Source organism: Streptomyces hawaiiensis, assembly GCF_004803895.1.
In the GTDB taxonomy this organism is placed as follows: Bacteria; Actinomycetota; Actinomycetes; order Streptomycetales; family Streptomycetaceae; genus Streptomyces; species Streptomyces hawaiiensis.
This window is the reverse complement of sequence record NZ_CP021978.1, coordinates 7715110-7727666: the sequence shown is the minus strand read 5'-3', so window position 1 is coordinate 7727666 and position 12557 is coordinate 7715110. Positions and strand designations below refer to the sequence as shown.

Sequence of the window (12557 nt, the reverse complement as noted above, 5' to 3'; positions counted from 1 at the left end):
CGGATTGATGTGGAACGTAAGCGACCAAGACGCAAGGGGACAAGCTTGCGGTTGCCCGTGACGGTGTTTTTCTTGACGCGTCGGCACATGTGCCGTCACCGAGCGTGGATTACCGGTCTCCCGCTTTCCTCAATGGCCCTGAATAACGCCAGAATTACGTGAACATGGCGACAACACATCGTCACGAATATGACGATGGTCACGCACCCCCTCCACATCTCCCTTACGATCGGGGCACGTTATCTCTTAGCGGCCGAAGCGCTTTATTCGGACAGAACGGCTACTTCCGCTTAAGGCGGACGACCGTGGCATCCAGATCCCCCCGCAGGCCGACCCGCAGTCCGTGATGAAGCAGTACGGCCCCTCGGTGAACTTCGCCCGTTTCGAGGCATTCGTACGATGCGGTCGAGTCGAGGGCGCGCAGCCGGAGCGCCGGCACGGGCTCGCCGTAGCGCTGCGCCTGGAGCCAGGCGAGGACGACGGTCTCGTCGCCGAGGGTGTACTGCACGGCGCTCATGCCGCCCTCCGGGGGCCGCAGCCGGTACAGGTCGCCGCGCTGCACCACGGGCCGGATCTCCTTGTAGAGCGCCACCCACTCTCCCGCCTCGGCGAGCTCCTGCGGCGTCCACTTCGTGAGGTCGCCGCCGACCCCGAGCACCCCGGCCATGGCGCTGACGAACCGGAACCGCAGGGAGCTGGCCCGGTGGTTGAGCATGGCGTTCGGGCTGTCGGTGACCCAGGCGGCCATGACCCGGGCCGGATGGACCTGGCTGAAACCGTGCTGGATGGCGAGCCGGTCGAGCGGGTCGGTGTTGTCGGAGGTCCACACCTGGTCCGTGCGGCTCAGCACACCGAGGTCGATCCGGCCGCCGCCGCCCGAGCAGGACTCGAAGGCCACGCCCGGGTGGGCGGCCCGCAGTCGGTCCAGCAGGACGTACAGGCCGTGCACGTGGTCGACCCACAGCCGCTGCGGGTAGGGGTCGTCCGGCCAGCCGGCGTCGGTGAAGCAGCGGTTGAAATCCCACTTGACGTAGTCGATCGGCGCACTGGAGAGGAGCCCGTCGAGCCCCTCCCACAGGTACTCCCGGACGTCCTCGCGGGCGAGGTTCAGTACGAGCTGATTACGGAACTCCGTCCGCTTTCGTCCCGTTTGGTACTGCACCCAGTCGGGGTGCGCGCGGTACAGGTCGCTGTCCGGGTTGACCATCTCGGGCTCGACCCAGATCCCGAACCGCATGCCGAGGCCGTGCACCTGGTCGGCGAGCGGCTTCAGCCCGCCCGGGAAGCGGTCGGGGTTCGGGGTCCAGTCGCCGAGCCCGGCCCGGTCGCTGGTGCGCGCCCCGAACCAGCCGTCGTCGACCACGAACAGCTCGACGCCCAGGGCGGCGGCCCGTTCGGCGAGCGCCCGCTGCTGTTCCTCGGAGATGTCGAACTCGGTGGCCTCCCAGGAGTTGAACAGCACGGGCCGGTCCTGTCCGGCGTCCGGGATCACGTACGCCCGCTGGTAGGCGTGCCAGGCGCGGCTCGCCCCGCCGAAGCCGCCGTCGCTCCAGAGGCCGGCGAAGAGGGGGGTGGTGTACGACTCCCCCGTGCCCAGTGTCAGCAGGCCCGAGTCGTCGTAGCCGGCGCCGCCGGTGATCTGCACGCGCGCGTCCGGGAGCTGGGCCACGGCGATGCGCCAGGAGCCGGACCAGCCGAGGGCGCAGCCGTAGACCTCGCCGCGCTCCTCGGTGGCGTCGGTGTCCAGGGCGACCCACGGCAGGTGCTGGTGGGAGGTGTGGCCGCGGCGACTGCCGATGACCTTCTCGCCGTGGGTGAGGGCGGAGCGCGTCAGCCGGGACTCGGCGCCCCAGCGGCCGTGCAGCTGGGACAGCCGCCAGGCGTCACGGTCGGGCAGGGTCCAGGTCGCGGAGTCGGCGCGCAGCAGCTCGACGGCGGGCCCCCGGTTGTCCAGGGTCACCCAGCGCTCGACGACATCCGTCGAGGAACGCATCCGGTAGTGCAGCGTCACGGCCAGGTCGCCGTCGCGGAACCGGAGCCGCAGTTCGTCGTCCTGGGTGTCGTGCCCCTCGTAGACCCACTCGGTGCCGCGCCGCTCGGCCGTGCGCACGGACAGGGCGGGGCGGACGAAGCGGGGGCCGCCCTCGACCGGGTACTCCTCGCGTCCGTCGAGCGGGGACTCGAAGGGCCAGTACTCCGGCAGCGGCCGGACGGCGAGGGCCTCGGCGTCGGCGAGGCCGATCCGGGGGCCCCAGTGCAGGTGCACCAGCTCGTCCCGGTCGGTGACATGGACGGCGTAGCTGCTGGCCGGGCCGGAGAGCACCCACGTACGACCGTCTTCGGAGATGTCCAGCATCATGCCCTCACAGATTCGAACAAGCCCGACCAGGTGCGACCAGGCGGCAACATCATCAAGGGCCGCGGGGGCATCGGGCAACGCTTGTGGACAACTCATTGCCCCAGGCAGGCATGTCGTATCGTCGAGTGATGCCCGTCGACGAGCCGCGCCGGCGGCGCCGAAGGGGAGGAGCCCTCGTGACACAGCAGGTCCCGTCGACCGAGCCCGAGCTGGCCGGAGTGCGCAACTTCCGTGATGTGGGCGGACTTCCGACCGTGGACGGACGGCGGCTGCGCCAGGGAGTGCTGTTTCGCAGCGGTCACCTCGCCCACGCGACCGGGGAGGACGCCGCGTTCCTGACCACCCTGGGCCTGCACACGATCTTCGACTTCCGCAACGCGGCCGACCAGAAGCTCGAGGGGCCGGACGTCGCGCTGCCCGGCGTGCGCAATGTGAACCTGCCGCTGAGCGACCCCGCCGACGGCGCCGAATTCTGGAAGATGGTCCGCGACGGAGACCTGGACCAGCTCCGCGCGATCCTCGCGGACGGCAAGGGCGCGGACCGGATGATCGCCTCGTACCGCATGATCATCAGGGACCGCACGGCTGAGCACTCCCGGGTGCTGCACGCGCTCGCGGAAGACAGCGTCCCCGCGCTGATGCACTGCGCGGCGGGCAAGGACCGCGCGGGTCTGTCCGTCGCGGCGACGCTGCTCGCGGTGGGCGTCGAGCGCGAGGCGATCGTCGACGACTACCTGAAGTCGAACGCCAAGCACCGCCGTTACAAGGTGCACCGCAGCAGCTCCGCCGCCTCGGCCTACTCCCCCGAGGTCATGGAGCTGCTCAGCCCCCTCTTCGACGCGCGCGCCGAGTACCTGACCGCAGCCTTCGACACCATCGAGGAGACCTGGGGCGGCGTCGACGCCTACCTGGAGAAGGGGCTGAAGCTCACCCCGGAGACCCGGGAGCGGCTGCGCGAGCGGCTCCTCGACTGAGGCGCCCGGGCAGCTACTTCGCGCCGACCGCGAACAGCAGGTACACGAACGCGGCGAAGACGTGTCCGAGGACGAGATAGATGAGCAGCCTCACCCACAGGCCCCGGGGGAGCCTCTCCTCCATGTCCCTCATGACATGCCTCCGGGGGTGGGGCCCAGGCACAGGGCGGCCGTGGGGCTCTGCAGCAGGGTGTGGACGAAGAGCAGCTCGACGCCGTCGTGGTCCTCGGCGGCGATCCGGTGCGGGGTGAGCGAGTCGAAGTGGGCGCTGTCGCCGGCCGCGAGCCGGTGCGTGGTGTCCCCGAGGCGCAGCCGCAGCCGGCCGCGCAGCACATGCAGCCACTCCTCGCCGGGGTGGACGCGCACGATGTCGCCCTGGGAGCCATGGGGGACGTGGACGCGCAGGGCCTGCATCCCGCGGCCGGGCGCGCCGGCCTGCCAGTAGGTCCAGCCGCCCGCCGCGGTGGGTTCCATGTCGGCCGCGCGGATGACGGAGTCCCGTTCGGCGACCGTCTCGCCGAGCAGTTCGGAGACCGTCGTACCGTAGACGCGGGCGAGTGCGAGCAGCATCGGCAGCGAGGGCTGGCGCTGCCCGGTCTCCAGTCGGGAGAGGTGGGCGGGCGACAGTCCGGCGGCGCGGGCCGCGGCCTCCAGCGTCAGGGAGGCCTGGCGCCGCAGCGCCCGCAGCTGGGGCGCGACGGTGGGCAGCGCACCGGCCGCCGGTTCGGCCGACGAGTCGGTCCCTGAGGGCCGCTCGGTCTCGGAGGAGCTCATGCCTCCATTCAGCCGGAGGCTTGCCTCAGCGGCAAATTTCTTGCCTCACAGGCAAAAAGCCCGGGGTCGGGGTCTCAGCGGTTGGCGACCGCCTGCTTGACGAGCGTCTTGCCGAAGTCCCACACCAGCCCGCCGTTGTGCGCGTCGTCCATCACGGCCGTGAAGGCGTCGACGAACCGGTCCACCTCCCGCTCGCCGATGATCAGCGGCGGGATCAGCTTGATCACCTCCATGTGGTCGCCGGAGACCTGGGTGAGGATCCGGTGCCGCCGCAGCAGCGGCACGACGACCATCTGCGCGAAGAGCCCCTTGCGGGCGGCCTGGAGCATGGCCCAGCGGCTGCGCAGCTTCAGCGACCTGGGCCGGCCGAACTCGATGCCGATCATCAGGCCCCGGCCGCGCACCTCGGCGAGCATCTCGTACTGGTCCGTGAGCGCGGCCAGCCGCGTCCGGAGCCGCTCCCCGGTGGCACGGACCTTGGCGACGATCTGCTCGTTCTCCATCACCGACAGCACCGCGAGGCCCGCCGCCATGGCCTGCGCGTTGGACCCGAAGCTCGCCGAGTGGACCAGCACCCGGTCCATGGACGAGTAGACCTTCTTGAAGATCCAGTCCTTGCCGATCGTGGCGCCGACCGGCACATAGCCGCCGGAGAGCGCCTTGGCCACACACACCAGGTCGGGTTCCACACCGTCCTCGTGCTGGTAGGCGTAGAAGTCGCCGGTCCGGCCGAGGCCCGTCTGCACCTCGTCGGCGATGAGCAGCGCCTTGTGCCGGTGCAGCAGCTCCTGCGCGGCCCGCAGCCAGCCGGGCGGGCCCTGCAGGACGCCCTTGCCCTGGATCGGCTCGACGATCAGCGCGGCGACGTCGCCCTTCTTCAGCTGCCGTTCGAGTGCGTCGAGGTCGCCGAGGGGGACGGCCGTGTCGGGCAGCAGCGGGGCGAAGCCGTCCCGGAAGCCGGACTCGCCGTTCACGGAGAGGGCGCCGGTGGTCAGGCCGTGGAAGGCGTGCGCGCAGTACAGGACCCGGGGCCTGCCGGTGACGAACCGGGCGAACTTCAACGCTCCCTCCACCGCCTCCGTGCCGCTGTTGCCGAAGAACACCCGGTCCAGATGCGGGCTGTGCGCGAGCAGCTTCTCGGCCAGCAGGCCCGGCAGCGGCTGGCAGTCGAACCGGGTGAGATCGGCGAGAGAGGCGTCCAGCACGTCGTGCAGTGCCTTGCGTACGACGGGGTGGTGGCGGCCGAGGCCCATCACCCCGAAACCGGCGAGCATGTCCAGGTAGTCGTTGCCGTCCGCGTCGTAGAAGTAGGCGCCCTCGGCGCGCTCGTAGACCTTGTCGAAGCCGATGGTGTGCAGCATCCGCGGGAGCTGGTGGTTGAGATGCCGGGTGTGCAGCTCGTAGCGCTCGGCTCCGCGCTCGGCCAGCAGCTTGCCGAGGTCGAACTCCCCGGCCTGCGACGACTGAGACGCGGACTCGGCGGTTGTCATTCCTGTGGCTCCTTGGACATCTCTTCCTTGACGGTCAGGCTCGCGCTGATCCGTCCGGCGACCTCGACGGGTGTCAGGCCGATGTCGGCGAGCACCTCGCCGCGCTTGGCGTGCGCGAGGAACTGCTCGGGGATGCCGAATCGCCGTACCGGCACGTCGACGTCGGCGTCGCCCAGCGCCAGCGCCACGGCCGAACCGACTCCGGCCGCACGGCTGTTGTCCTCGACGACGGCGACCAGGCGGTGCTCGGCGGCGAGGCCGGGGAGCGCCGGGTCGACGGGCTTGACCCAGCGGGGGTCTACGACGGTGCAGCCGATGCCGCGCGCTTCGAGCAACTCGGCGGCCCGGAGGCAGACGGGCGCCATCACACCGACGGCCACCAGGAGAGCCTGCGGCTGGGAGGAACGGTGCAGCACGTCCAGTCCGCCCACCCGGTCCACGGCCGGGATCGCCGGGCCGACGGACTCCTTCGGGAACCGCAGCAGCGTCGGCGCGTCGTCGACGGCGACCGCCTCGCGCAGCTGCGCGCGCAGCTGGTCGGCGTCCCGCGGCGCGGCGATCCTCAATCCCGGCACGACCTGGAGGACGGACATGTCCCACATGCCGTTGTGGGAGGCCCCGTCGACACCCGTCACCCCGGCCCGGTCCAGGACGAAGGTCACCCCGCAGCGGTGCAGGGCCACGTCCATGAGGACCTGGTCGAAGGCGCGGTTGAGGAAGGTGGCGTAGACGGCGACGACCGGGTGCAGGCCGCCCGTCGCCAGGCCGGCCGCGGACACGGCCGCGTGCTGCTCGGCGATGCCGACGTCCCACACCCGGTCGGGGAAACGCTCGGCGAAGGCGCCGAGACCGACCGGATGCAGCATGGCGGCGGTTATCGCCACCACGTCCTGGCGCTCCTCCCCGATCCGGACGATCTCCTCGCCGAACACCGAGGTCCAGGACGGGCCGCCCGACGGGGACAGCGGTGCGCAGGTCAGCGGGTCCATCACGCCGACGGTGTGGAAGTGGTCCTCCTCGTGGGCGAGGGCTGGCTCGTAGCCGCGGCCCTTCTCCGTGAGGCAGTGGACGAGCACCGGCCCGTGGAAGCGTTTCGCGCGCCGCAGCGCGGACTCCACCGCCCCGATGTCGTGCCCGTCGATCGGCCCCACGTACTTCAGTCCCAGGTCCTCGAAGAGGCCCTGCGGGGCGAACGCGTCCTTGAAGCCCTTCTTCGCGCCGTGCAGGGCCTCGTAGAGGGTGTTGCCGACCAGGGGCGTGCCCTGGAGCACATCCTTGCCCCAGGCCAGGACCCGCTCGTAGCCGTCGGTCGTGCGCAGTGTGGCGAGGTGGTCGGCGAGACCGCCGATGGTGGGGGCGTAGGACCGTTCGTTGTCGTTGACGACGATGATCAGCGGGCGGTTCTTGGCGGCCGCGATGTTGTTCAGGGCCTCCCAGGCCATCCCGCCGGTGAGCGCCCCGTCGCCGATGACCGCGACGACATGGCCCTTCTCCCCCTGCACCTGGCGGGCTTTGGCGAGCCCGTCGGCCCAGCCGAGTGCCGTGGAGGCGTGGCTGTTCTCGATGACGTCGTGCTCGGACTCCGCGCGTGAGGGGTAGCCGGACAGGCCGCCCTTGCCGCGCAGCTTGGAGAAGTCCTGGCGTCCGGTGAGCAGTTTGTGGACGTAGCTCTGGTGGCCGGTGTCCCACAGGATGCGGTCGACCGGCGACTCGAAGACCCGGTGCAGCGCGATGGTCAGCTCCACCACGCCCAGGTTGGGTCCCAGATGACCGCCGGTCCTGGCGACCGCGTGCACCAGGAACTCCCGGATCTCTTCGGACAGTTCCCCCAGTTCCGCCTCGGACAGCGCCTTCAGGTCGCGTGGTCCCCGGATGTTCTCCAGCATCGTCACGCTCGGGCCCCCTTCGGATTCCGTGCTGTTCAGCTCACGGTGACGGCCGGCTCCCCCGACCCCACGCCGTCCTGCTCCATCTGCTCGGCGATCTTCATCGCCTCTTCGATCAGCGTCTCGACGATCTTCGACTCGGGGACGGTCTTGACGACCTCGCCCTTGACGAAGATCTGCCCCTTGCCGTTGCCGGAGGCCACTCCCAGATCGGCCTCCCGCGCCTCGCCGGGCCCGTTGACCACACACCCCATGACGGCGACGCGCAGCGGCACCTCCATGCCGTCGAGTCCGGCCGTGACCTCCTCGGCCAGCTTGTAGACGTCGACCTGGGCGCGCCCGCAGGACGGGCACGACACGATCTCCAGCCGGCGCTCCTTGAGCCCCAGGGACTGAAGGATCTGGATGCCGACCTTGACCTCCTCGGCCGGCGGCGCCGACAGCGACACCCGGATCGTGTCGCCGATGCCCCGCGACAGCAGCGCCCCGAACGCCACGGCCGACTTGATGGTGCCCTGGAACGCCGGCCCGGCCTCCGTCACGCCGAGGTGCAGCGGGTAGTCGCACCTCTCGGCGAGCTGCCGGTAGGCCTCGATCATCACGACCGGGTCGTTGTGCTTGACGGAGATCTTGATGTCCCGGAAGTCGTGCTCCTCGAACAGGGACGCCTCCCACAGGGCGCTCTCCACGAGCGCCTCGGGAGTGGCCTTGCCGTACTTCTGGAGCAGCCTGCGGTCCAGCGACCCGGCGTTGACACCGATCCGGATCGGCGTGCCGTGGTCCTTCGCCGCCTGGGCGATCTCCTTGACCCGGTCGTCGAACTGCTTGATGTTGCCGGGGTTGACGCGGACGGCCGCACAGCCCGCCTCGATGGCCGCGAAGACGTACTTGGGCTGGAAATGGATGTCCGCGATCACCGGGATCTGCGACTTGCGCGCGATGGTGGCGAGCGCGTCCGCGTCGTCCTGGGTCGGGCAGGCGACCCGGACGATCTGGCAGCCGGACGCGGTCAGTTCGGCGATCTGCTGCAAGGTGGCGCCGATGTCCGACGTACGGGTCGTCGTCATCGACTGCACCGACACCGGGGCCCCGCCCCCGACCGGCACCGGTCCGACCTGGATCCGGCGCGAGGCGCGGCGCTCGGCGACCGGCCGGACCGGCATCCCGGGAACACCCAGCGAGACAGCGGTCATGAGCTCACTCCCGGTTTCCGGAGACCGTCTCGCGCAGGGCGCGCAGGGACTCCTTCAGCGATCCCATGGTGGCCAGGACGGCGGTGGGCTCGTACCCGCAGTGCGCCATGCAGTTGGCGCAGCGCGGGTCCTTGCCGCGGCCGTACTTGTCCCAGTCGGTGTCCTCGACCAGCTCCCGGTACGTCGGCACGTACCCGTCGCTCATCAGGTAGCAGGGGCGCTGCCAGCCGAAGAGCGAGTAGTTCGGGATCGCCCACGCGGTGCAGGGGAAGTCGACCTTGCCCTCCAGGAAGTCCAGGAAGAGCGGCGAGTGGTTGAGCCGCCAGCGCCGCCGGTTGCCGCCGGAGAAGGCCTTCTTGAACAGCTCGCGGGTCTGCTCCACACCGAGGAAGTGCTCCTGGTCGGGGGCCTTCTCGTAGGCGTAGGCGGGCGAGATCATCATCTCGTCGACCTGGAGGTCGTCGTTGAGGAAGTTCAGCACCTCGATGATGGTCTGCGGGGTGTCGGTGTTGAAGAAGGTCGAGTTGGTGGTGACCCGGAAGCCGCGCCGCTTGGCCTCCTTGATCGCCTCCACGGCCTCGTCGAACACGCCCTCCTTCGCCACCGACTCGTCGTGCCGCTCGCGCAGCCCGTCGATGTGCACCGCGAAGGCGAAGTAGGGGGAGGGCGTGAAGTGGTCCATCTTCTTGCGCAGCAGCATCGCGTTGGTGCACAGGAAGACGTACTTCCGCTTGGCCACCAGCTGACGGACGATCTCGTCGATCTGCGGGTGCATCAGCGGCTCGCCGCCGGCGATGGACACCATCGGGGCGCCGGACTCCATGACCGCCCCCACGGCCTGGGCGACCGGCATGCGCTGCTTGAGCACCCCGGCCGGATGCTGGATCTTGCCGCACCCCTCGCACTTGAGGTTGCAGGCGAACAGCGGCTCCAACTCGACGATCAGCGGAAACTTGTCCCGTCGGCGGATCTTCTGTTCAGCCAAGTATGTAGCGACCTTGATGGACTGTCGGAGCGGCATGGCCATCTGGCTCACCTCCTGGGGAGCAGCAAGGAACGGTGCCAATCGAAGAAAGCGGGAAGGACGGAGCGAAGGACACGGAAAGCTGATATTCCACCGCGCACCGTGCCGATCCGGACGAGTTCATGTTCAGGAGCGTCCACGACCACCCGGACGGCCGCAACCGGGCGCTCGCCCGCACGCACGGCGCTCAGGAGCGTGACGGCGGACTCCATGTCGACCGCGATTGCGCCGGTCGCGCGCAGAGCGGACCGTTCGGGGCCGCGCACGACGTGGTCGGAGCCGGTGAGCGGCCCGGTGTGCACGGTCCGTCCGGGCAGCGCCCGGGCCAGCTCCTTGACCAGCAGCTCGGTCCCCACGCAGGGGGTCGTGCCGCGCGGGTCGCGGGTCTCCTCGGCGACGACCAGGTCGCCGGGGTGCATGCCCGGCGCGAGGCCCGCGCAGAAGCCGGTGGCCAGGACGGCGGCGTCGCGCAGGGCCGGGTCGGCCAGCACGCGGGTGACGGCCCGCTCGGCAGCGGCCGGCCCCATGCCGGTCCGCAGCACCGTGACCGGCCCGTCGGCCCCGCCCCGGCCGCCCGCGCGCAGCGCGAACTGCTCGATGCCGAGCGCGCAGGCGATCAGCAGCGGGACCGGGGCGGGCTGTGCGCTCATCCGCTCCCCTTGGCCTCGGCGAGCGGCTTCCCGGCCCGGCTCCCCCGGAACCCCTCGGTCTCCCCGCTTCCCCGGAGCCGTTCGGCATCCCCGCTCCCCTGGAGCTTCTCGGCGAAGGGCTCTCCGTGCAGATAGCGGCCGAGCGCGGTGAGCGGGAACACCTGCCGGTAGAGGTGGTAGTTGATCGAGAAGTCCCACGGGAAGCCCGTCCCCGTGAAGTACGGCTCGTCCCAGGAGCCGTCCTGCCGCTGGGTGGCGGCGAGCCACGCGACACCGCGTTCGACGGCCTTGGAGTCCCGTTCCCCGGCCGCGAGCAGGGCCATCAGCGCCCACGCCGTCTGTGAGGCGGTCGAGGCGCCCCGGCCGCTCCACTCCCTGACGTATTTGTAGGAGCGCAGGTCCTCGCCCCAGCCGCCGTCGTCGTTCTGGACCGACTCCAGCCACGCGACGGCCCGCCGGATCGCGGGGTGCGCGGCGGGGATGCCGGCGGCGGTCAGGGCGGGGACGACGGACCCGGTGCCGTAGACGTAGTTGACGCCCCAGCGCCCGAACCACGAACCGTCCGGTTCCTGTTCGGCCAGCAGCCACTCGATGCCGCGCCGGGTGCGCGGGTCGTGGGCGAGGCCCTCCACCGCGAGCATCTCGACGACGTGTGCGGTGACGTCCGCGGAGGGCGGGTCGATGACCTCGCCGAAGTCGCAGAACGGCAGCCGGTTCGGGAAGGGGCTGGTGTTGTCGACGTCGAAGGCGGCCCAGGCGCCGTTCTTTGACTGCATGCCTAGCGTCCAGCGCATGCCACGCCCGATGGCCCCATCGACGCGCTCCGGGTCGTGGTGGGTGATCCGGCGCAGCGCGAGGATCACCTCGGCGGTGTCGTCGATGTCGGGGTAGTTGTCGTTGTGGAACTCGAACGCCCAGCCCCCGGGCGGCAGCTGGGGACGCTTCACGGACCAGTCGCCGGGCCGGACGATCTCCTCGCCCAGCATCCAGTCGGCCGCCTTCACCAACTGCGGGTGATCGGCGGGCAGTCCGGCGTCGGCGAGGGCGATGGCCGCCAGGCAGGTGTCCCACACGGGTGACTGGCAGGCCTCGATCATCCGGGCACCGTCCTCGCGCCACACGGCGAACCGGTCCAGGGACGCCAGCCCCTCGCGCATCACGGGGTGTTCGAGGTCGTAGCCGAGCAGATGCAGGGCGATGATGGAGTACACGGCTGGGGGCTGGATGCCGCCCCAGCAGCCGTCGTTCTCCTGCCGCTCGATGATCCAGCGGGCGGCGCTGTTCATGGCGGCTCTGCGCAGTCTGCGCGGGGCGACCTTCCGCAGGGCGTGCAGGCCCTTGTCCATCCGCTGGAAGGCACCGTCCCAACTGAACGGCGGGGCGAGGGGCTTGACCGGGTTGGGGTGGTCCGGGTCGGTGTGCAGCTCGTCGAGGGGGAAGGGCGCGGGGCGTACCGGCCGCTTCGCGGAGACGATCGTCAGCGGAACGATGGTCTGCCGGGCCCAGCAGCCGAAGTCGTAGATGTTGAGCGGGACCCACTTCGGGAAGAAGACGAGCTCCGGGGGGAGTTCGGGCAGGTCCTCCCACTTCCACCAGCCGAACAGGGCCAGCCAGATCCGGGTGAAGACCCGGGCGGCGGCGATGCCACCCTGTGCACGGATCCAGGCGGAGGCCTTCGCCATGTGCGGGGCGTCGGGCGCGTCACCGGCCAGGCGGAGGGCGACGTACGCCTCGATGGTGGCGGACAGTTCGCTCGGTCCGCCGTAGAAGGTGGACCAGGTGCCGTCCTCGCCCTGCTCGCCGCGGATGAAGAGGGCGGCGGCCTGGGTGGTCTTCTCGTCGCGGATGTCGAGGAACTGACGGAGCAGCAGGTCCTCGGCGTCCATCGTGACGTTGGTCTCGAGGTCGCCCTTCCACCAGCCCTGGGCGTCCTGGCGGGAGAGCAGGAAGTCGGTGGCGCGCCGGGCGGCGCGGGCGGCGGCTTCCGGTACCCCGGCCGCCCCGGGGGTGTGCGTGTCGGTGTCGCTGGCCGCGGCGGCGCGGGGTGGCAGGGCCCCGGTGCTTCCGTCGGTCGTCGCTGTCATGGCTTCCCCTTCGTGCAGTGGTGCAAGGTGTGCATCTGCTGTGGGTCCGCCGTCGGCCGGTGCTCCGTGATGACTCGCGGGCACCGGCCGGCGACTACGCGAGGGCTATTCGACCGATAGTGA

General features: G+C 70.6%; 10 protein-coding genes. 1 reads left to right on the top strand and 9 read right to left on the bottom strand.

What is annotated here, in order from left to right:
• Positions 1 to 280: 280 nt before the first annotated feature.
• The gene (locus CEB94_RS35235; protein ID WP_175437301.1) at positions 281 to 2356 is read right to left on the bottom strand and encodes an alpha-galactosidase; all 2076 of its coding nucleotides are present in this window, start codon (positions 2354 to 2356) and stop codon (positions 281 to 283) included.
• Positions 2357 to 2535: 179 nt separating this feature from the next.
• Here CEB94_RS35235 and CEB94_RS35230 point away from each other — a divergent pair, with 179 nt between their 5' ends.
• Positions 2536 to 3333: a tyrosine-protein phosphatase gene (locus tag CEB94_RS35230; RefSeq protein ID WP_175436001.1), complete on the top strand. Its 798-nt coding sequence runs from the start codon at positions 2536 to 2538 to the stop codon at positions 3331 to 3333.
• A 13-nt stretch (positions 3334 to 3346) separates the two neighbouring features.
• On the opposite strand, the gene CEB94_RS35225 is transcribed toward CEB94_RS35230, so the two are convergent.
• The 8 genes from CEB94_RS35225 to shc form a co-directional block, all read right to left on the bottom strand.
• Positions 3347 to 3466 (bottom strand): DUF6126 family protein, encoded by a 120-nt coding sequence (locus CEB94_RS35225; RefSeq protein WP_175436000.1) that lies wholly within the window; start codon positions 3464 to 3466, stop codon positions 3347 to 3349.
• Positions 3463 to 4107 (bottom strand): helix-turn-helix domain-containing protein, encoded by a 645-nt coding sequence (locus CEB94_RS35220; protein WP_175435999.1) that lies wholly within the window; start codon positions 4105 to 4107, stop codon positions 3463 to 3465. Before CEB94_RS35220 ends, CEB94_RS35225 begins: the two co-directional genes overlap by 4 nt.
• 74 nt (positions 4108 to 4181) lie before the next feature.
• Positions 4182 to 5597 (bottom strand): aspartate aminotransferase family protein, encoded by a 1416-nt coding sequence (locus tag CEB94_RS35215; protein WP_175435998.1) that lies wholly within the window; start codon positions 5595 to 5597, stop codon positions 4182 to 4184.
• A complete protein-coding gene (dxs, locus tag CEB94_RS35210) occupies positions 5594 to 7489 on the bottom strand; it encodes a 1-deoxy-D-xylulose-5-phosphate synthase (RefSeq protein ID WP_175435997.1) in 1896 nt (631 codons plus the stop codon). The genes CEB94_RS35215 and dxs overlap by 4 nt, the downstream gene beginning before the upstream one ends.
• A 29-nt stretch (positions 7490 to 7518) precedes the next feature.
• A complete protein-coding gene (gene ispG / locus CEB94_RS35205) occupies positions 7519 to 8676 on the bottom strand; it encodes a flavodoxin-dependent (E)-4-hydroxy-3-methylbut-2-enyl-diphosphate synthase (RefSeq protein ID WP_175435996.1) in 1158 nt (385 codons plus the stop codon).
• A 4-nt stretch (positions 8677 to 8680) separates the two neighbouring features.
• A complete protein-coding gene (gene hpnH / locus CEB94_RS35200) occupies positions 8681 to 9703 on the bottom strand; it encodes an adenosyl-hopene transferase HpnH (RefSeq protein ID WP_175435995.1) in 1023 nt (340 codons plus the stop codon).
• Positions 9704 to 9708: 5 nt separating this feature from the next.
• Positions 9709 to 10350: a phosphorylase family protein gene (locus CEB94_RS35195; RefSeq protein WP_175435994.1), complete on the bottom strand. Its 642-nt coding sequence runs from the start codon at positions 10348 to 10350 to the stop codon at positions 9709 to 9711.
• Entirely contained in the window at positions 10347 to 12434 is a 2088-nt protein-coding gene (gene shc, locus CEB94_RS35190; RefSeq protein ID WP_246112016.1) for a squalene--hopene cyclase, read from the bottom strand. The genes CEB94_RS35195 and shc overlap by 4 nt, the downstream gene beginning before the upstream one ends.
• Positions 12435 to 12557 lie beyond the last annotated feature (123 nt).

Coding starts and splice junctions, on each gene's coding strand:
- CEB94_RS35235 (WP_175437301.1), bottom strand. CDS start 2,356: ATGCTGGACATCTCCGAAGACGGTCGTACGTGGGTGCTCTCCGGCCCG.
- CEB94_RS35225 (WP_175436000.1), bottom strand. CDS start 3,466: ATGAGGGACATGGAGGAGAGGCTCCCCCGGGGCCTGTGGGTGAGGCTG.
- shc (WP_246112016.1), bottom strand. CDS start 12,434: ATGACAGCGACGACCGACGGAAGCACCGGGGCCCTGCCACCCCGCGCC.
- ispG (WP_175435996.1), bottom strand. CDS start 8,676: ATGACCGCTGTCTCGCTGGGTGTTCCCGGGATGCCGGTCCGGCCGGTC.
- CEB94_RS35215 (WP_175435998.1), bottom strand. CDS start 5,597: ATGACAACCGCCGAGTCCGCGTCTCAGTCGTCGCAGGCCGGGGAGTTC.
- CEB94_RS35220 (WP_175435999.1), bottom strand. CDS start 4,107: ATGAGCTCCTCCGAGACCGAGCGGCCCTCAGGGACCGACTCGTCGGCC.
- hpnH (WP_175435995.1), bottom strand. CDS start 9,703: ATGGCCATGCCGCTCCGACAGTCCATCAAGGTCGCTACATACTTGGCT.
- CEB94_RS35195 (WP_175435994.1), bottom strand. CDS start 10,350: ATGAGCGCACAGCCCGCCCCGGTCCCGCTGCTGATCGCCTGCGCGCTC.